Here is a 17,199-nt window from a genome sequence, read left to right on the forward strand (position 1 = left end):
CCGCATTGTAGGAGCGCCGGGCGACACTCGTTCAGGCTCCGGCAGGACCCGCCACGGCTGCCGGGTCCGACGGTCCGTCGTGGCCGGCCCCGCCACCGACGGCGGCGTCGCCGGACGGCGCCGGTGCGGCGGCGAGCCAGGCGAGGTCGCCGGACTCGGTGTTGGACGCGACGACCTCGGGGCGGTGTTCCCCGTAGCGCACGATGGACACCGAGGCGGGGCCGACGGCGATCCGCTGGAACAGGTCGAGGTGCATCCCGAGCGCGTCGGCGAGCACGGACTTGATGACGTCGCCGTGGCTCACCGCGACCCAGACGGCGCCCGGCCCGTGTGCCGCCTCGACCTCGGCGTCGATGCGCCGGATCGCCGCGACCGCTCGGGACTGCATGCCCTGCATGGACTCACCACCGGGGAACACGACCGCACTGGGGTTCGCCTGCACCGTCCGCCAGAGCGGCTCCTTCGCCAGGTCGGCGAGCTTCCGGCCCTGCCACTGTCCGTAGTCGCACTCCGTGATGGCCCGCTCGATGCGTGTCTCCGGCGAGCCCGCCTGCCGCTCGAGGACGGCCCGGGAGGTCTGCCGGCACCGTTCGAGCGGACTCGACACGACCGCGGCCAGCGGGACCGCGGCGATCCGCTCGGCGGTGCGGGCCACCTGCTGACGGCCTACGTGGTCGAGGGCCACGCCGGCGGTCCGCCCGGCGAGCAGGCCGGTCGCGTTCGCGGTGGTGCGTCCGTGCCGGACGAGGAGGACGGTCGCCATGTGCCCGATCCTAGGCTGCGCGGACGGCGACGCCCGCGGGGGCACCGTCCGTCAGCCGCCCGTCCACGATGGTCACGAGCTCGTCGAGGACGGCGCGGTGCACCATGTCGTGCGTCACGAGCATCGTCGCGGTCCCGCGTTCGTGGGTGAGCCGGGCGATGAGGTCCATGATCGCCGCGCCGCGTTCCTGGTCGAGCGCGCTCGTCGGTTCGTCGACGAGCAGGACGTCCGGATCGTGCACCAGTGCCCGGGCGATCGCGACCCGCTGCCGCTGCCCGCCGGACAGCTGCGCGGGGCGCTTGTCGCCGTGACCGGACAGCCCGACGGCGTCGAGGAGCTCGTCGACCCGGGCGCGGGTGACGGCGGCCCGGTGTCCGCCGCCGAGGTGCGCCATCACGAGGACCTGCTCGCGCGCGGTCAACGACGGCAGCAGGTTCGACTGTTGGAAGACGATGCCGATGCGCTCCCGACGGAGCGCCGTGGCGTCGTCCCGCGAGAGCACGGCGGCGTCGACCGCGCCGGAGACCGCACCATCGCCCGCATGGGAGCCGCCGGAGCCCGCGCTGCCGCCGATCAGCACGCGCCCGGAGTCCGGCCGGATGAGCGTCGCGGCGACCGCGAGCAACGAGGACTTGCCGGAGCCGGAGGGCCCGGTGATGCCGGTGACCACCCCGGGCCGAGCCGTGAGCGAGACGTGGTCGACCGCGGTGACGCGGCGCTCGCCGTCCGGGAAGGTGAGGGTGACGTCGTCGAGGGTGATCATCGGTTGCTCCCGAGTGCGGTGAGGGGGTCGGCTGCGGTGACGGTCCGGAGTGCGGCAGCGGCTCCGGCGAGTCCGAGGGCCGCCATCGCGACCGCGGGGACGAGGGTGGTGAGCGGACTCACCAGGAAGGGCAGTGCGCCTCCGGCGAGCGCACCGAGTCCGAGCACGGCGGCCGTGCCGACGCCGATCCCGACGACCAGCACGACCGCGGCCTGCCCGAGCGCGTCGCCGACGAGCGACCGGGTGCTCGCGCCGAGGGCCTTCAGCACCGCGACGTCACCCGCCCGTTGCATGGTCCACACGGTGAAGAACGCACCGACGACGAGGGCGGAGACGCCGAACAGCATCGCGATCATCAGGGCCAGGGACCCGACCTCGGACTTGAACGTCTCCAGGGCCGTCAACGAGCCGAGGTGCGACGCGGCGGAGGTGTGGGTGCTGGCCGCGACCGCGTCCCAGTCGGGCGAGCCGCTCACCGCGAGGAGCGTCGGGTTGCCGTCCCCTCCGAGCCGGCGGTCCGCGGCGGCCCAGCCGTCCGGCGTCATGGCGAGCACCGGCGTGTGGCTGTACCAGGCGTCCCCGCCGACCGTGGCGACCCGGTAGGTGGTGCCCGTGATCGTGACGCGGTCGCCGACCGTGACGTCGAGCTCCGCGGCGGCGGCGGTCGACAGGCCGACCTGGTCGTCCCGATCCGGCGCGAGTGCGGCGACGGGACCGCTCCCGGAGCCGGCGATCGGCATCCCGAACACGGCGACGCCGACGGCGGACGCGCCGTCGGCGGACGCACCGTCGGCGGACGCACCGCCGGCGGTCGCCCGTCCCTGCACGATGCCCACCGGGACCACCTCGTCGACGCCGGCCGCCGTCTGCCAGCCGTCCCGTGCCTCCCGTCCGATCGTGGACTCGCCGAAGGACGGCTGCCCGCTGGACGGCTGCTGCAGGACCAGTCGGTCGCCCGGCAGGTCCAGGACGGCGGAGACGTTCTGGGCGGCCAGCCCGCCGGTGAGTCCCGCGAGGAACCCCACGAGCAGGGTGATGAGTGCCACGACGGAGCCGATGAGGACGAAGCGTCCGCGGGCGAACCGGAGATCGCGCCAGGCGACGAACACGGTGAGTCCCTTCCGGGTCACGGACCCTCCGCGACCACCACCCCAGCCTCGCGAGCGGGCGTCCGTGCGACATCACCGACCGGGTTGGTCCTCCGATCGAACTTTCGGTTGATCCGCTCCGCCCCGCCGCTCCGTACGCTGGGAGGGACATGGCGCACAGCACCCTCACCCCGGTCTTCGTCGGTCTGCGGACCGGCCTGCACGTGCTGTTCGCCGCGCTCCTCGTGCTCGTCGTCGTCCGCATCGTCGTGGTCGGCGCACCGGGCTCGTGGGTGCCGCTCGCGCTGTCGGTCGTCTTCGCGGCCGTCTACCTGCTCGGTGCGCTCGTCGCCCGGAGCACCTCGCGGCGGGGGCTCGCCGGAGCCGCCTGGATCCTCGCGCTGACCCTCGTCTGGATCGCGCTGCTCGTGCTCGTGCCGGAGGCCGCCTACCTGGTCTTCCCGCTCTTCTTCCTCTACCTGCACGTGCTGCCGCGGATGGTCGGACCGGTCGCCGTGGTCGTCGCGACCCTCGTGGCCGTGGTCGCCCTCGGCCTGCACGGCGGGTTCACCGTCGGCGGGGTCGTCGGGCCGCTGGTCGGCGCCGGCGTCGCGCTCCTCATCGGGCTCGGGTACCGTGCGCTCGCGCGTGAGGCGGCCGAGCGTGAGGCCCTCGTCGCCGAGCTCCTCGCCACCCGCGACCGGTTGGCCGCGACCGAGCGCGAGCAGGGGGTGCTCGCGGAGCGGGCGCGGCTCGCGCGCGAGATCCACGACACCGTCGCGCAGGGTCTGTCGAGCATCCAGATGCTCCTGCACGCCGCGGAGCGCGCCGACAGCGAGCGCCCCGGCCTCGACCACATCCGTCTGGCGCGGGAGACCGCGGCCGACGGGCTCGCCGACACCCGTCGCTTCATCCGCGAGCTCACGCCCCCGTCGCTCGACCAGGGACTCCCGGCGGCGCTCCGGCGGCTCGCCGAGCAGCAGTGGTCCCGGGACGGGCTCGCCGTCACCGTCGACGTCCCCGACGTGTCGTTGCCGATGGACGTCCAGACGGCGCTGCTGCGCATCGCCCAGGGCGCCGTCGCGAACGTGGTGCAGCACGCGGGCGCGGCCACGGTCCGGTTGTCCCTCACCGTCGACGGCCGGGAGGCGCGGCTGACGGTCGCGGACGACGGCGTCGGTTTCGACCCGGTCACCGCCCGGGCCCGCGCCGGTGCCAGCGACTCGTTCGGGTTGCGTGCCATCGCGGACCGCGTCGACCAGTTCGGCGGCCGGCTCGACATCGACTCCGCCCCGGGTCGCGGGACCACCCTCGTCGCCACGCTGGAGGTGCCGTGATCCGGATCCTGATCGCCGACGACCACCCCGTCGTCCGCGCCGGGCTGCGCGCGCTCCTCGACGGTGAGGACGACCTCGAGGTGGTCGGCGAGGCCGCGACCCCGTCCGCCGCGGTCGACCTGGCCGAGAGCCTCGGGCCGGAACTCGTCCTGATGGACCTGCAGTTCGGGCAGGAGACCACGGGCGCCGACGCGACCCGCCGGATCCGCGCGCTCGACGCCGCACCGTACGTGCTCGTGCTGACGAACTACGACTCCGACGGCGACATCCTCGGCGCGGTCGAGGCCGGTGCGAGCGGGTACCTGCTCAAGGACGCCCCGCCGTCCGAACTCGTGGCAGCGGTGCGGGCCGCGGCCTCCGGACAGAGCGCGCTCGCGCCGTCGATCGCCGGGCGGCTGATGGCGCGGATGCGGGCACCGCAGGTCTCGCTGTCCGTGCGGGAGATCGAGGTCCTGCAGCTCGTCGCCGAGGGCGCGTCGAACGGGCAGGTGGCCGCTCGGCTGCACATCAGCGACGCCACGGTGAAGTCACACCTCGTGCACGTGTTCTCGAAGCTCGGGGTGTCCTCACGCACTGCTGCCGTGTCCGAAGCGCGGTCGCTCGGCATGCTGCGCTGACACGTCCTTGACTCGGACCCGCTGCAACGTTCTGATGGACCCATGATCGGGCGCCACCGCGCGGCACTCTTCGCCACGTCGACGATGACCGGGTTCGGGATCGCGTCGTGGATCACCCGCACACCGGCGGTCCGTGACGAGCTCGGCGCCTCGATCGAGGCGATGGGCATCGTCCTGCTCGGCCTGTCGATCGGCTCGATGATCGGGATCCTCGGCGCCGGGGTGCTGGTCCGCCGGCTCGGTACCCGGCCGCTCGTCGTGCTCGGCGGTGCGCTCCCCGTCGTCGGCATGCTCCTCGTCGCCCTGCTCGCCCCCGCGCAGCTCGCCGTCGGGGTGTGGGCCGGGTTGTTCCTCATCGGGTTCGGGGCGGGCGTCGCCGAGATCGGGTTGAACGTCGAGGCCGCGGCCGTGGAACGGCAGCTCTCCCGGCCGGTGGTGCCGGTGCTGCACGCGTGCTTCAGCCTCGGCACGGTCCTCGGCGGCGCCACCGGCATCGCTCTGACCGCCGCCCGGACCCCCGTACTCGTCCACCTGCTCGTCGCCACCGTCGTCATGGCCGCCCTCGCGTCGTTCGCCGCCGTGAACCTCCGGCCGGTGCCGCGTCCGGCCGCCGCGACGGACGCTCCGACCGTCGCGGTCCCCCGCCTGCGCGCGGTGCTCACCGTCCAGGTGCTGCTCATCGCCGTGATCACGCTGGCGATGGCGTTCGCCGAGGGTGCGGCGAGCGACTGGCTCCCCCTGCTCATGACCACCGACCACGGTGCGCCCGAGTCGGTGGGGTCGCTCGTGTTCACCGGCTTCGCGGTCGCGATGCTCGTCGGCCGGTCCGCCGGGACACCGCTCGTGGCCCGGTTCGGGCGCGTGCCGGTGATCCGTGTGTGCGCCGCCGTCGGAGCGGTCGGCGTCCTGCTCGTGGTCGTGTCGCCGAACCCCGTGCTCACCGCCGCGGCCGCCGGGGTCTGGGGCCTCGGGATCGCGCTCGGGTTCCCGCTCGCGATCTCCGCCGCCGGCGACCACCCCACCGACGGCGACCGCCGGGTGTCCGTCGTCGCGACCGCCGGCTACATCGCGTTCCTGGCCGGGCCGCCCGCGCTCGGGTTCCTCGGCGAGCACCTCGGCCTGCAGACGGCGATGCTCGTCCCGGCCGCGCTGCTCGCCGTCGCGCTGCTCGCCGCTCCGGCGACCCGGACGCGGCCGGCAGCCGGCGCGCCCACGCCGTCGGTCAGCGCACCGACCCCCGCCAGGGACTGATCGGACCGACCTTCCAGCGTGCCGTGGAGATGTTCGTCACCGTGGTGCGGCGGACGCTCTCGCGGCGGTACAGCGTCCCGGCGGTGATGACCTCCGGGGTCCGCTCCATCCGGACGAGCGTGCAGGTCGTCGCACGTCGGTCGCGGCCGAGGGCATCGACGAGCGCGGAGGCCGTCGTGACGCAGCCGTCGACCGGTTCGGCGTCGCCCGTCGGTTCGATGTCCGGTCCGGAGCGATCGCGCCCGTGCTGCGCCCCCATCGAGAAGAAGCGCAGGTCGTCCTCGGTCACCCTGCCCGAACCGCGCACGGCGACGTCGGCGACGATGACGTAGGGCGTGCCGTGCGACGGCTCGTTGCGGCGGGTGATCGGGTTGTCGCCCCAGCGGGCAGCCTGCGACTCGGTGGCCTCGGCCGTCGAGCGGTACGTGATCTCGAGCGTCGCGTCGGCGTCCCGCGTCAGCATGCCCGACTGCGTCGCGCCGACGTCGTGGTCCCGTGTCGACGCACCGACCACCATGGCCACCGCGATGATCGCGGCGGGCACGGCGAGCGCCCCGAGACACCCGAGCGCCGTCCTCCCCTTGCGCACCGCTCCCCCTTCGTCGCCCTCCAACCCTGACACACACTTGCCAGCCCTGCGGTGGCATGGCAGTATTGCAGTGCAGACCCCCCCGCGGTACCGCGGATCAGGGGGTCTTGCTGTTGCTGGAGACGCACTCTCTCGGAGGACGCGGACATCCGGCGAGATCGAGGGGCGCGCGGCGGGGGTCCCGAGCGGCGAGGTGGCGTTCGTACCAGCCCCAGGAGAAGTCGAGGCGCGACGGTCGTTCGACGGCGGCGTACGCACTCCATGCGACGAGGTCGGCGATCTGCACGAACTGCGACTGGGTCGAGTCGATCATGACCGGGTCCTCGACGACGCGACGGTCCAGCAGTTCGAAGCTCCGGTGCGCCGTCCGGTAGCTGTGGTCTGTCCCGTTCCCATCGACGAAGACCAGCCCGAGCCCCTCCTCACCGACGAGCTCGCGCTCCCACTGCTGCACGAGCTTCCGGTACAACGAAGTCTTCGTTGCCTGATCCGGGTCGGGTGCGAACCGCTCGAAGACCGACCCAACAGTCAGCCCTTCCAGCGACCCGATCTCGGTGAGGAGCAACCGGACGACGTCCCGCCCGAAGTCCTTCCAGAAGATCGATCCGTCGTGCCGGTAGCGCTCGGGCACGTGCTTGGAGATCCGACCCCGCCCGTTGACGAGGTCGGTGGCGTGCAATTCCGAGTCGACGTCGATCCCGTACTCGCGTTGGAGCATCTTGCGCACGTCGAGCCAGCGTCGCAGGACGAGGGCCCACCTGTCCGGATGGAAGTGCACCCACCCGTACACGCACAGTCCGGAAGCCTGATGGCCCGAATCGTCGACGTAGATCAATCGCGTGAGCTGGCCAGGCATTCAGGCAGTGTACGGAGGATTCGACAACCGATCTACTGGAATGCAACATTCCGTCATCGCCAGGGCGGGTAGCGGACAGCAGTTTCGCGCCGCGGCCACACGCGCGCCAGTATGGAGCCGTGCTCGTCTCCATCGTCTACATGAGCCGTGCGGCTGCCCCCTTCGACGACGCCGCCCTGACCCAGCTCCTGCGCGACGCACGACTCCGCAACGAAGCACTCGGCGTCTCCGGACTGCTCCTGGCCAAGGGCGGCCGGTTCATGCAGCTGCTCGAGGGGCCTGCGTGGAGCGTCGACGACCGCTTCGCCGCCATCTCCCGCGACAGCCGTCACGACGAGGTGAAGTCCCTCATCCGCGAGGACATCGAGCGCCGGCGGTTCGACGGTTGGTCGATGGCCTACCGGGCGCTCGACGACGCGGACATCCGCTCCGAGGAGGGCTTCAGCCCGTTCCTCACCGACAGCATCGACTTCCCGCGGTCCTTCGACCGGACGAGCGCGGCATGGCTGCTGAAGTGGTTCCGCGACCGGGAGCTCCACGACCGCTGAGCCACCCGCCGGCCGCCGAGGTCCGCGTCAGTGGCCGCGGCCGAACGCCAGGCTCTCCTCGACGATGCCGACCACGACGGCGAGTTCGTCCTCGTCGCGGGGTCCGTAGACCATGAACTCGGTGCCGAAGTCGGCGTAGCCGTGCGGCTCGGCCCACCCCAGCGCCATCAGTTCCCGCCCGCGTGCCTCGGGCAGGACGAGGTGCACGCTCGTGTCGTCGACCCCGTGCAGGTGCACCGGCTCGAGCCTCCGGCCGGGTGCGAGCGACCGCTCGGGGGCGGGTTCGACCGTGACGTCGGTCGGGAACACGGCTCGTGACGTCGCCGGCGACACCTGGCTGTGCCCCTCGACGACGTCCGGCAGGGCGAACACCGCCGCGACCAGCCGCCCCCACAGCGCGGGCGGCGCCAGCTGGTCGACCTGCCGGTGCGGCCCTTCGGTCGAGGTCGTCGGCGCCGGTCCGTTCCGAGGAGGTGTCATGCCGTCAGTCTGCCGCGGAGAACGCCTCCGCCACGACCCCGAGCAGGCGGACACGGTGCCGCGGGTCGGCCGCCCCGGCGAGCACCACGTGCCACATCGTCGCGACCGCCGGGTCCAGGTCGGCCCGCCCGGTCCGGACGTCCGACACGAGCTGCACCCCGGTGAAGTACGGCACGACCGTCGCACCGAGCTGTTCGGCGGAGAGCTCGGTACGCAGTTCCCCGGCGGCGACGGCAAGCCGGAAGACGTCGACGATGCCGGCGATCCACTGCTCGTAGAAGCTGGCGGTGGCGGCGGCGAACTCGCCGCGTTCGAGCGAGAGCCGGATGCCGGCTCGGACGACGGGGTCGGTCCGGAGCAGGTCGGCGATGCCCTTGGACGCCCCGATGAGCGCCGCCGTCGGTGAGCTGTCGGTGTGGCTGACGACCGCGAAGGTCCGGACGTTCTGCTCGTCGATGACGGCGAGCGCCATCGCGAGCTTCGTCGGGAAGTGGAAGTGCAGCGCACCCTGGGACACGCCCGCGGTGCGGGCGATGCCAGCCACCGTCGCGGCGGCGAAGCCGGCGCGGTCGAACTCCTCGGCCGCGGCCCGCAGGATCAGCTCACGTCGTTCCATCCCACCAGTGTCACGGACTGGAGGCGCGGGGCGGGTCCGCACCGCGCCTCCAGTCCGAGGGTGGCCACCGTCCACCGCTCGCTCACCCGTGCAGCGAGTCGCGCCGTTCCTGCCGCTCCTCGGGCCGCAACCACACCTTCACGACCGGGCCGGAGTCGGGATCGACGCCGGTCGGCACGACCACCTCGAGCGCCGTGGCCGTCTGCGTCCACTGCACCGCGCCGTCGACGCCGAGCACCTCGACGCTGCGGACGGGCCGCCCGAGCAGGTTCGCTCCGCTGCCGAACGAGCGGATGCGCGCGACTCCGTCCTCGGGGTCGGCGAGCAGCACCGCGTAGACGTACGCACCGGTGACGTCGTGGCGCGTCGTGAAGCGGACGTCCTCGGACGTGTAGGTCGGGGCCTCGCCGTCGACGAAGGAACCCGCCTCGACCCGGGTCGGCCCCTCGCCGAAGACCCGCCAGGGACGCGTGCCGTAGATCGCCTCCCCGTTGACGGCCAGCCACCGGCCGACGGCCTCGAGCAGCCGCTGCTCGGGTTCGGCGATCGTGCCGTCCGGCTTCGGACCGACGTTGAGCAGGAGCACGCCGTTCTTCGCGACGACGTCCACGAGCTCGGCGACGAGATCACGGGCCGTCTTGTGGTCGTGCCCCTCGATCCAGCACCAGGCGCTCTTGGACACCGACGTGTCGTTCTGCCAGACGACGGGCGGGATGTCCCCCATCGCACCGCGTTCGATGTCGTAGACCGCGGAGCCCTCGGCGAACGCCTGCCACTTGTAGTTGATGACGACCTCGCGCCCCCACTCGGCGGCGCGGTTGTAGTAGTAGGCGGCGAGGGTCCGGAGCCACGGCTCGAACGCGGGCTGCTCGATCCACCAGTCGAACCAGAGCACCTGGGGTCGGTACTTGTCGATCACCTCGACCGTGCGGAGGAGCCAGTCCTCCAGGTGCCGCTCGTTCGGCGCGGTCTCCTCGCGCTGCGCCGGGCCGTAGAAGTCGATGAACCGGGGGTCCAGGACGTCGGAGTCGAACCGGGCACCCCCGTTCATGAAGAACCAGTGCTCGGCTCGGTGCGAGGACGCCCCGCGCACCATGAACGCGTCGTCCACCACCGCCATCAGGTCCCCGAACACGTCGCGCTGCGGCCCCATCCGCGCAGCGCTCCACCGGGAGCGGTCCGTGTCGTACATCGCGAACCCGTCGTGGTGCTCGGCGACGGGGACGACGAACTGCGCGCCGGCCCGACGGAACAGGTTCGCCCACGCGCCGGGGTCGAAGTGCTCCATCGTGAAGGACGGGATGAAGTCCTTGTACCCGAACTCCGACTGCGGCCCGTAGGTGGCGACGTGGTGCTCGAACTCCGGGGTGCCGGCGCGGTACATGTCCCGCGAGTACCACTCGTTCCGGTACGCCGGCACCGAGTAGACGCCCCAGTGCAGGAAGATGCCGAACTTGGCGTCCTCGTACCAGCGCGGCGGCGTGTACCGGCGGAGCGACTCCCAGGTGGCGTCGTAGGGGCCGGCGTCGACCACGGCGGCGACGGCGGCGAGCGCGACACGGTTGTCGGAGACGTCGACGGCCTCGGGCAGGGTCGCCGGGTCCAGCCGTGGCAGGTCGTGGGATTCGTGCATGACTCCTCCTCGAGTCGAGCGAAACGTTTCGTCCTGGGGACGGTTCTACGGTAGCGTGCAACAGGCCTGCATGGGCGAAACGTTCAGTGATGCGCGACGACGCGCAGGAGGAGGAGGACCACCGTGGACGTCCCGACGAGCCGCCCCCTGCGGACCGGCGCGCGCATCCCCTCGATCGGACTCGGCACCTTCGGGTCGGACCGGTACACGCCGGACCAGGTGGCCGGGGCGGTCCGCGGGGGCCTCGACGCCGGGTACCGACTGGTCGACTGCGCCTCGGTCTACGGCAACGAGCCCGAGGTCGGGGCGGCCATCGCGGCGAGCGGGGTGCCGCGTGAGGACCTCTTCGTGATGTCGAAGGTGTGGAACGACGCACACGATCCGGCGGACGCGGTCGCGTCCGTCGAACGGTCGCTGCGGGACCTCCGGCTCGACCACCTCGACGCCGTCTTCGTGCACTGGCCGTTCCCGAACCACCACGCACCGCACGCCTCGGTGGAGGACCGCGACGGGTCCGCCCGCCCGTACGACCACGCCGCGTACCTCGCACTGTGGCGCGCGCTCGAGGGGCTCGTCGACGCGGGACTCGTCCGGCACCTCGGCACGTCGAACACGACGATCCCGAAGCTGCGGCTGCTGCTGGAGGACGCTCGAGTGTTCCCCGCACTGAACGAGATGGAGCTGCACCCCACGTTCCAGCAGCCCGAGCTGTTCGACTTCTGCCGCGCGAACGACATCCAGCCCGTCGGGTACTCGCCACTCGGGTCGCCGTCCCGCCCGGACCGCGATCGCGAAGACGACGACCCCGTGGACGTCGAGCACCCGGTCGTCCAGCGCATCGCCGAAGCGCACGGCGTGCACCCGGCGATCGTCTGCCTGAAGTGGGCCGTCGCACGCGGACAGGTCCCGATCCCCTTCGCGGTGCAGCCAGCGCAGTACCGAGCCAACCTCGTCGGGGCGTCGACGGACCCGCTGACCGCCGACGAGCTCGCGGCCATGGCGGACGTCGACCGCGGCGCTCGACTCATCAAGGGGCAGGTGTTCCTCTGGCCGGGAGCAGACAGCTGGCGCGACCTGTGGGACGAGGACGGCACGGTCACCGGGAGGGCCGGGTGACGGCGACCTACAAGGACCTGCAGCGGGCGACCGGCCTGTCGCTCGCGACGATCTCGAAGTTCTACAACGGCGGCACCGTCCGCGACGAGAACGCGCACGCCATCGAGGCCGCCGCGGCGACGCTCGGGTTCCGGCCGAACGGGTTCGCGCGGAGCCTCCGATCGCGACGGTCCGGCACCATCGGCGTCCTGCTCCCGGCGCTCGACAACGACTTCCACCTCACCGTGATCGCCGGCGTCGAGAGCGCGCTGCGCGACCACGGGATGAGCGTCATCGTCTCGTCGAGCCCGGACGCCCGGGCCGGGGCCGTCGACCTGCTCCTGCGTCGGATGGTCGACGGGATCATCGCCGTGCCGTCGGACCACGACGTCGCGGCCCTGTCCCGGGCGGCAGAACGCGTCCCGGTCGTGCAGATCGACTGGCGCGCGGACACCCTCGACGCCGACGGGGTCTTCCTCGACAACCACGGTGCCGGCGCACTCGCGGCCAGGCACCTCCTCGACCACGGCCACCGCCGGGTCGGGGTCGTCGCGGGCGACCCGGTGATCTCGACCATGCGCGAACGGACCGCGGGCTTCCGGTCGGTCGTCGAGCGGGACGGCGGCGTGCTCGCCCCGGAGGCCGTGGTCGAGGGCCCCCTGACGGTGCGCCACGGACAGGCGGCGATGCAGCGGCTCCTCGTGCTGCCCGATCGTCCGACGGCGGTCTTCTGCGCGAACTACGAACTCACCCTCGGCGCGGTCATCGCGCTGAACGAGTCCGGGCTCACCCTCGGCCGGGACCTCTCGGTGCTCGGGTTCGACGGCCTCGAGCTCGCCCAGGTCACCGTCCCGAAGCTCACCGTGATCGTCCAGCCCACGCACGAACTCGCCGTCCGGGCGGCGGACCTGATCCGATCGCGGCTCACCGTACCGGACGACGACGAGGCGCGCGTCGACGTCGTCGTCCGACCCCGCCTGGTCGCCGGTGGGTCGGTCGCCCGACTCGGCGCCGGACCCGTCACCACCACGGAGGCATGATGCTGCGCTACACCCTCACCCACCAACCGACCCTCAGCGCGCTCGCGTCGCTCGGACACGGCTCGAAGGTCCTGATCGCCGACGGGAACTACCCGTTCGCGACCGCGATGCGCCGCGGCGCCGCACTCGTGCACCTCAACTTCCGGCCCGGGCTGCTCGACGTCGACGAGGTCCTCACCACGCTCCTCGACGCGGTCCCGGTCGAGGCCGCGACGGTGATGGAGCCACCGGCCGAGACCGTCGTCCAGGCACACGAGGGCTACCGGCGGATCCTCGGTCCGGACGTGCCACTCGGCACCCTCGACCGGTTCGGGTTCTACGACGCGGTGCGAGCGCGAGAAACCGGGCTGGTCATCGCGACGGGTGACCAGCGCTCACACGCGAACCTGCTCCTCGAGATCGGGTTCCACCAGGGCCCGGAGCGGTAGTCCGCCGCGGAGCCGACCACCTCGTCAGGCGGCGTGCCTGGCCAGGGTGATCCGTGCCTCCTGGACGTCCCGCAGCTCGCGACCGCGGAACCAGCGGAGCAACCAGTCGGCCGGCGAGCCCGCCACCCCGGCCGGCAGGCCGGATCGCTCCGACAGGAACGTGCTGAACCCCGGTTCGTCACGGACCTCGGGGTCGGAGGGATTGCCGAACGCCATGGCCCACCCGTCGAACCGACGGGTCTCGATGCGCTCGCGCGACAGCGACTTGACGTCCTGGTGACGGGGGTCGCGCTCGATCGCGGCGAAGCGGTCCTCGACGCTCCAGGCCGGACCCTCGAGCACCTGCATGAAGCGACCGCCCTTGGCCAGCAGCAGGCCGGAGACGCCGAGCGCCTCGTTCCGGAGCCGCGCCTCACGCAGCATCGCGACGAGCTGGTCGTCGGTGAGGTCGTCGACGGCGACGGACATGTAGACGAGCGATTCGAGTGCAGTCATCGGCGTCAGTCTCGTTCCACCACGGAACTGCCGTCAACACGGTCGTCCGCGGACCGCACCGGCCCGTGGACGACCGCGTCCACCGGAGGACTCAGGTGAGACCGAGCAGCGTGTTCACCTGCTCGTTGACGCCCGTGAGCGACGAGATCGGTGCCCCGTTCGCGTAGATGGCGTCGAACGCCGGCTGGACGAGCGCCTGCACGTCGGCCGGGTTCCGCGTGACCGGGAACAGGAACGTGGTGCCCTCGTCGACCTGCTCGGTGAACGCCCGGACGTCCAACCCGCGCTTCGCGTAGGCGGCGACCGCTGCGTCGGTCCCGGTGCGCCGGGCGGGGAACACGATCCCGGCCCGACCGACGATCTCCTGCGCGGTCGCGCCGCCGAGGAACGCGACCCACTTCGCCGCGGCCTCCGGGTGCTTCGCCTGCTTGGTGATCGAGTCGCCCAGGCCGTTGAACATCGAGGCCCGGTGCCCGACGGGTCCGGACGGGGTCGGGGCGATGGCGACGTCGATCCCCGGCAGGTTCGCGTACGTCCCGATCATCCACGACCCGTTGAACGACAGCGCCACCTTCTTCGAGCCGAGCTGCACGTCCGGGCCGGTCGTCGTCGAGAAGACGCCGTACTTCGGCATGTAGCCCTTCTCGGCGAGCCCGAAGTACCACGAGATCGTCTTCTGGAAGTCGGCGTCGTCGTACCGGAACCGGTTCCCCCACGGGTTCCGGTTCGTGTAGGACCAGTCGATCGAGCCGGTGAAGGGCGACCACTGCGTCTGCCCGAAGCCGTCGCCGCCGCTGCCGTTCGCGCTCATCCCGTACACGGCGACGTCGTTCTTGTCGAAGCCCGGCTCGTCTCCGCGACGCCCCTTGCCGTCGATCGTGAGGTGCGCGACAGCCCGCTCGAACGTGCCGCCGTCGTCCGGGTTCCACGACAGCGCCGCGAGGTCGTCGGCGGTGTACCCGGCCTTCGCGACGACCTTCGGGTCGTAGAACATCGCGATCGTGTCCCAGTCCTTCGGCGACCCGTAGCGGTGCCCGTCCCGGCCCTTCCAGAGCTGGGCGAGGCCGGACTGGTAGTCGTCGTCGCGGATCCCCGCGGTGGCCTCGAGCTCGTCGAGCTCGTAGAGCACGTCGAGGTCGGCGAACTGCGGGAACTTCGACAGGTGGTCGGTGAACACGTCCGGCGCGGTGCCGGCGATGAACCCGGCAGTGAGCTTCGTCCAGTAGTCCGCCCACCCGAGCTGCGTGATGGAGATGCGGATGTCCGGGTTCTCCCGCTCGAAGGCCTTCGCGACGGCCTGGTACGCGGGCAGCTGGTTCGCGTCCCAGAGCCAGTACGACACGGTTCCGGTCGCGCCGCTCCGCGGGTTCGGCGTGCTCGGGCTCGAGCAGGCCGCCAGCGCTCCGAGCGCCAGGGCCGAGGCACCGCCGGCGAACAGCGACCGGCGGGTGATGGAGTTCGTCATGAGCTGGTCCCTACTTGATGCCGGAGAAGCCGATGGAGTTGACGATGCGCTTGGCGAAGAGGCCGAACAGCAGCATCATCGGGAGCGCCGCCACGAGGGTCGCCGCCATGAGGCCGGCCCAGTCGGTGCCGGACTGCGGCGACTGGGACTTGAAGACGCCGAGCGCGACGGTGAGCACGCGGGAGCTGTCCGTGTACGAGACCATCAGCGGCCAGAAGTAGTCGTTCCAGGCGGTGATGTAGGTCAGCACGGCGAGCGTGGCGATCGGGGCGGACGCCATCGGCAGGATCAGGCGGAAGAACACCCGGACCTTGCCGGCGCCGTCGATGAGTGCGGCCTCCTCGACCTCGCGGGAGATGCCGAGGAAGAACTGCCGGAGGAAGAACACCGCGAACGGGGTCATCAGCATCGACGGCAGCGAGATCCCGAGCAGGGTGTCGACGAGTCCGAGGGACTTGATGAGGGTGAAGTTCGGCAGGAGCGTGAAGATCGTCGGGACCATGAGGCCGGCGAGGAACACCCCGAAGACCCGATCGCGTCCGGGCCACCGCAGGCGTGCGAAGGCGTAGGCGGCGCCGGCGGAGAAGAACACCTGGCCGACCGTGATCATCGTCGCCGTGACGACCGAGTTGAGGAGGTAGCGCCAGAAGTCGATCGCGGCGCCGGATCCTCCCTGGGCCAGGGCCTCCTTGGTGGACTGCAGCCCGAAGACCCGCTCGAACCCGCCGAGGCTGAAGCCCGTCGGCAGCAACGAGGTCGGGTCGGCCGAGATCGCGCCGTTCGAGGACAGCGCGGTGCGGAGGATCCAGTAGAAGGGGAACAGGGTCACGACGATGACGGCGATCATCGCGATCCAGGCGATCACGCGGCCGACGGAGGGCTTGCGGCGCGGCGGGCGGCCACCGCGCGTGGTGATCGCGCGGGTGGTCTGGGGCTCGACCACCGGGGGCAGGGTGCTGGTCATCTTCGACTCGCTTCCGTGTGCTGGGAGGCCGTCAGTCCAGGTCGCTCTCGCCGGAGCGCGAGAGTCGGTACTGGATGATCGTGATGATGCTGAGGACGATGAGGAGGGCCACCGAGACGGCGGACGCGTAGCCGAACTGGAACCGGCCGAAGGCCAGGTTGTAGATGTAGTTCTGCACGACGTTCGTGGCGTTCGCCGGGCCGCCCTGGGTGGCGATGGCGACGGTGTCGAACACCTGGAACGAGCCGATGATCGTGATGATGAGCACGAGCGACAGGATCGGGCGGAGCAGTGGCACCGTGATGCGCCAGAACATCTTCCACTCGCTCGCGCCGTCGATGCGACCGGCCTCGTAGACCTGCTCGGGCAAGGCCTGGAGCCCCGCGAAGATGAGCAGGGCCGTGTAGCCCACGTTCCGCCAGACGTTGATGAACGCGATCGTGGGGATGCCCCAGAAGTCGCTCTGCAGGAACGGGATGCGGCCGACGCCGATCGCGGACAGGATCTCGTTGCCGATGCCGAGCTGCGTGTCGAGGATCCAGAGCCAGATGAGGGCGGCGACGACGTTCGACACCAGGTACGGCGCGAGGACGATCCCGCGCACGAACGTGGACTTGGTCAGCCGGTGCATCATCACGGCGATGAACAGCGCGAGGATCGTCTGGAACCCGATGTTGAGCAGGACGTACTCGACGGTCACCGCCATCGAGTGCCAGAAGATCGAGTCCTGCACGAGGCGGACGTAGTTCTGCAGGCCGGTGAACACCGGCGGCGTGAGCAGGTTGAACGACGTGAAGCTGAGGTAGATGCCGCGGACGGTGGGCCACAACAGGAACACCGCGAACCCGACGCTGGCCGGGGCGATGAAGACCAGCGCCAACCAGAGGTCGTTCCGGGGGCGACGCCGCGGTGCGGTCGTCCGGGCACGGGCGAGGGTGGCTCCCCTGCTCCGTGGGCGGGTGGTCGTCACCGGTGACGACACAGGGCTCTCGGTGGCCATCGCGACTCCTTCGTCTGCGGTGGACTGACGTGCAGCAGTCCGTGAGCCGGGAATCTACACGTGGGGATGATTGATGACAAGAGCAATTCCTTGCGACCTTTGTAGGGGTTGTCACGAGTAGACAACCGTGTCAGGATGACCTCCGATCGCATCGGAGCGACCTGCTCGGCG

The 17,199-nt window shown here is 71.5% G+C and carries 19 protein-coding genes; 7 read left to right on the forward strand and 12 right to left on the reverse strand.

Features of this window, described 5'->3' with window-relative positions; all coding sequences use genetic code 11:
* Window positions 1-31: 31 nt before the first annotated feature.
* The 3 genes from ACRQ4B_RS16355 to ACRQ4B_RS16365 are packed head-to-tail and all read right to left on the reverse strand — an operon-like array spanning window position 32 to window position 2,635.
* A complete protein-coding gene (locus tag ACRQ4B_RS16355; protein ID WP_439692447.1) occupies window positions 32-763 on the reverse strand; it encodes a histidine phosphatase family protein in 732 nt (243 codons plus the stop codon).
* Between the two features lie 10 nt (window positions 764-773).
* Window positions 774-1,526 (reverse strand): ABC transporter ATP-binding protein, encoded by a 753-nt coding sequence (locus ACRQ4B_RS16360; RefSeq protein ID WP_439692448.1) that lies wholly within the window; start codon window positions 1,524-1,526, stop codon window positions 774-776.
* A complete protein-coding gene (locus tag ACRQ4B_RS16365) occupies window positions 1,523-2,635 on the reverse strand; it encodes an FtsX-like permease family protein (protein WP_439694424.1) in 1,113 nt (370 codons plus the stop codon). Before ACRQ4B_RS16365 ends, ACRQ4B_RS16360 begins: the two co-directional genes overlap by 4 nt.
* A 149-nt stretch (window positions 2,636-2,784) precedes the next feature.
* Between ACRQ4B_RS16365 and ACRQ4B_RS16370 the strand changes: the two genes are divergently transcribed.
* From ACRQ4B_RS16370 to ACRQ4B_RS16380, 3 genes are read left to right on the forward strand one after another with little or no spacing between them, the layout of a single operon-like run.
* Window positions 2,785-3,951 (forward strand): sensor histidine kinase, encoded by a 1,167-nt coding sequence (locus tag ACRQ4B_RS16370; RefSeq protein WP_439692449.1) that lies wholly within the window; start codon window positions 2,785-2,787, stop codon window positions 3,949-3,951.
* Window positions 3,948-4,568 carry a response regulator gene (locus ACRQ4B_RS16375; RefSeq protein ID WP_439692450.1) on the forward strand — a complete coding sequence of 207 codons (621 nt, stop codon included), beginning with the start codon at window positions 3,948-3,950 and terminating at the stop codon, window positions 4,566-4,568. The genes ACRQ4B_RS16370 and ACRQ4B_RS16375 overlap by 4 nt, the downstream gene beginning before the upstream one ends.
* Window positions 4,569-4,610: 42 nt before the next feature.
* Window positions 4,611-5,819: an MFS transporter gene (locus tag ACRQ4B_RS16380; RefSeq protein WP_439692451.1), complete on the forward strand. Its 1,209-nt coding sequence runs from the start codon at window positions 4,611-4,613 to the stop codon at window positions 5,817-5,819.
* Here the strand turns inward: ACRQ4B_RS16380 and ACRQ4B_RS16385 are convergent.
* Together ACRQ4B_RS16385 and ACRQ4B_RS16390 are read right to left on the reverse strand one after the other, a co-directional pair.
* Window positions 5,791-6,408 carry a hypothetical protein gene (locus ACRQ4B_RS16385; protein ID WP_439692452.1) on the reverse strand — a complete coding sequence of 206 codons (618 nt, stop codon included), beginning with the start codon at window positions 6,406-6,408 and terminating at the stop codon, window positions 5,791-5,793. The genes ACRQ4B_RS16380 and ACRQ4B_RS16385 overlap by 29 nt on opposite strands.
* Before the next feature lie 97 nt (window positions 6,409-6,505).
* The gene (locus ACRQ4B_RS16390) at window positions 6,506-7,264 is read right to left on the reverse strand and encodes a DUF3800 domain-containing protein (protein ID WP_439692453.1); all 759 of its coding nucleotides are present in this window, start codon (window positions 7,262-7,264) and stop codon (window positions 6,506-6,508) included.
* 119 nt (window positions 7,265-7,383) lie between these two features.
* Here ACRQ4B_RS16390 and ACRQ4B_RS16395 point away from each other — a divergent pair, with 119 nt between their 5' ends.
* Window positions 7,384-7,812, forward strand: a complete 429-nt coding sequence (locus ACRQ4B_RS16395) for a BLUF domain-containing protein (RefSeq protein ID WP_439692454.1) — start codon at window positions 7,384-7,386, stop codon at window positions 7,810-7,812.
* Between the two features lie 27 nt (window positions 7,813-7,839).
* On the opposite strand, the gene ACRQ4B_RS16400 is transcribed toward ACRQ4B_RS16395, so the two are convergent.
* From ACRQ4B_RS16400 to ACRQ4B_RS16410, 3 genes are all read right to left on the reverse strand, one after another.
* Window positions 7,840-8,292 (reverse strand): luciferase domain-containing protein, encoded by a 453-nt coding sequence (locus ACRQ4B_RS16400; RefSeq protein ID WP_439692455.1) that lies wholly within the window; start codon window positions 8,290-8,292, stop codon window positions 7,840-7,842.
* Between the two features lie 4 nt (window positions 8,293-8,296).
* Window positions 8,297-8,908 (reverse strand): ScbR family autoregulator-binding transcription factor, encoded by a 612-nt coding sequence (locus ACRQ4B_RS16405; RefSeq protein ID WP_439692456.1) that lies wholly within the window; start codon window positions 8,906-8,908, stop codon window positions 8,297-8,299.
* An 82-nt stretch (window positions 8,909-8,990) separates the two neighbouring features.
* Window positions 8,991-10,541 (reverse strand): alpha-L-fucosidase, encoded by a 1,551-nt coding sequence (locus ACRQ4B_RS16410; protein ID WP_439692457.1) that lies wholly within the window; start codon window positions 10,539-10,541, stop codon window positions 8,991-8,993.
* Window positions 10,542-10,664: 123 nt separating this feature from the next.
* Here ACRQ4B_RS16410 and ACRQ4B_RS16415 point away from each other — a divergent pair, with 123 nt between their 5' ends.
* The 3 genes from ACRQ4B_RS16415 to ACRQ4B_RS16425 are packed head-to-tail and all read left to right on the forward strand — an operon-like array spanning window position 10,665 to window position 13,104.
* Complete coding sequence (locus ACRQ4B_RS16415) at window positions 10,665-11,657, forward strand: aldo/keto reductase (RefSeq protein ID WP_439692458.1); 993 nt, start codon at window positions 10,665-10,667, stop codon at window positions 11,655-11,657.
* Complete coding sequence (locus ACRQ4B_RS16420) at window positions 11,654-12,676, forward strand: LacI family DNA-binding transcriptional regulator (protein WP_439692459.1); 1,023 nt, start codon at window positions 11,654-11,656, stop codon at window positions 12,674-12,676. The genes ACRQ4B_RS16415 and ACRQ4B_RS16420 overlap by 4 nt, the downstream gene beginning before the upstream one ends.
* Window positions 12,673-13,104, forward strand: a complete 432-nt coding sequence (locus ACRQ4B_RS16425) for an RbsD/FucU domain-containing protein (protein ID WP_439692460.1) — start codon at window positions 12,673-12,675, stop codon at window positions 13,102-13,104. The genes ACRQ4B_RS16420 and ACRQ4B_RS16425 overlap by 4 nt, the downstream gene beginning before the upstream one ends.
* 24 nt (window positions 13,105-13,128) lie before the next feature.
* On the opposite strand, the gene ACRQ4B_RS16430 is transcribed toward ACRQ4B_RS16425, so the two are convergent.
* The 4 genes from ACRQ4B_RS16430 to ACRQ4B_RS16445 form a co-directional block, all read right to left on the reverse strand.
* A complete protein-coding gene (locus ACRQ4B_RS16430) occupies window positions 13,129-13,599 on the reverse strand; it encodes a BLUF domain-containing protein (RefSeq protein WP_439692461.1) in 471 nt (156 codons plus the stop codon).
* Between the two features lie 91 nt (window positions 13,600-13,690).
* Window positions 13,691-15,064: an ABC transporter substrate-binding protein gene (locus ACRQ4B_RS16435; RefSeq protein WP_439692462.1), complete on the reverse strand. Its 1,374-nt coding sequence runs from the start codon at window positions 15,062-15,064 to the stop codon at window positions 13,691-13,693.
* Window positions 15,065-15,074: 10 nt separating this feature from the next.
* Window positions 15,075-16,028, reverse strand: coding sequence for a carbohydrate ABC transporter permease (locus tag ACRQ4B_RS16440; RefSeq protein ID WP_439692463.1), 954 nt, complete (start codon window positions 16,026-16,028; stop codon window positions 15,075-15,077).
* A 31-nt stretch (window positions 16,029-16,059) separates the two neighbouring features.
* Entirely contained in the window at window positions 16,060-17,028 is a 969-nt protein-coding gene (locus ACRQ4B_RS16445; RefSeq protein WP_439692464.1) for a carbohydrate ABC transporter permease, read from the reverse strand.
* Window positions 17,029-17,199 lie beyond the last annotated feature (171 nt).

It is taken from the genome of Curtobacterium sp. SP.BCo, from assembly GCF_051903265.1.
Taxonomy (GTDB): Bacteria; Actinomycetota; Actinomycetes; order Actinomycetales; family Microbacteriaceae; genus Curtobacterium.

Coding starts and splice junctions, on each gene's coding strand:
- ACRQ4B_RS16355 (WP_439692447.1), bottom strand. CDS start 763: ATGGCGACCGTCCTCCTCGTCCGGCACGGACGCACCACCGCGAACGCG.
- ACRQ4B_RS16360 (WP_439692448.1), bottom strand. CDS start 1,526: ATGATCACCCTCGACGACGTCACCCTCACCTTCCCGGACGGCGAGCGC.
- ACRQ4B_RS16370 (WP_439692449.1), top strand. CDS start 2,785: ATGGCGCACAGCACCCTCACCCCGGTCTTCGTCGGTCTGCGGACCGGC.
- ACRQ4B_RS16380 (WP_439692451.1), top strand. CDS start 4,611: ATGATCGGGCGCCACCGCGCGGCACTCTTCGCCACGTCGACGATGACC.
- ACRQ4B_RS16390 (WP_439692453.1), bottom strand. CDS start 7,264: ATGCCTGGCCAGCTCACGCGATTGATCTACGTCGACGATTCGGGCCAT.
- ACRQ4B_RS16400 (WP_439692455.1), bottom strand. CDS start 8,292: ATGACACCTCCTCGGAACGGACCGGCGCCGACGACCTCGACCGAAGGG.
- ACRQ4B_RS16405 (WP_439692456.1), bottom strand. CDS start 8,908: ATGGAACGACGTGAGCTGATCCTGCGGGCCGCGGCCGAGGAGTTCGAC.
- ACRQ4B_RS16410 (WP_439692457.1), bottom strand. CDS start 10,541: ATGCACGAATCCCACGACCTGCCACGGCTGGACCCGGCGACCCTGCCC.
- ACRQ4B_RS16425 (WP_439692460.1), top strand. CDS start 12,673: ATGATGCTGCGCTACACCCTCACCCACCAACCGACCCTCAGCGCGCTC.
- ACRQ4B_RS16430 (WP_439692461.1), bottom strand. CDS start 13,599: ATGACTGCACTCGAATCGCTCGTCTACATGTCCGTCGCCGTCGACGAC.
- ACRQ4B_RS16435 (WP_439692462.1), bottom strand. CDS start 15,064: ATGACGAACTCCATCACCCGCCGGTCGCTGTTCGCCGGCGGTGCCTCG.
- ACRQ4B_RS16440 (WP_439692463.1), bottom strand. CDS start 16,028: ATGACCAGCACCCTGCCCCCGGTGGTCGAGCCCCAGACCACCCGCGCG.
- ACRQ4B_RS16445 (WP_439692464.1), bottom strand. CDS start 17,028: ATGGCCACCGAGAGCCCTGTGTCGTCACCGGTGACGACCACCCGCCCA.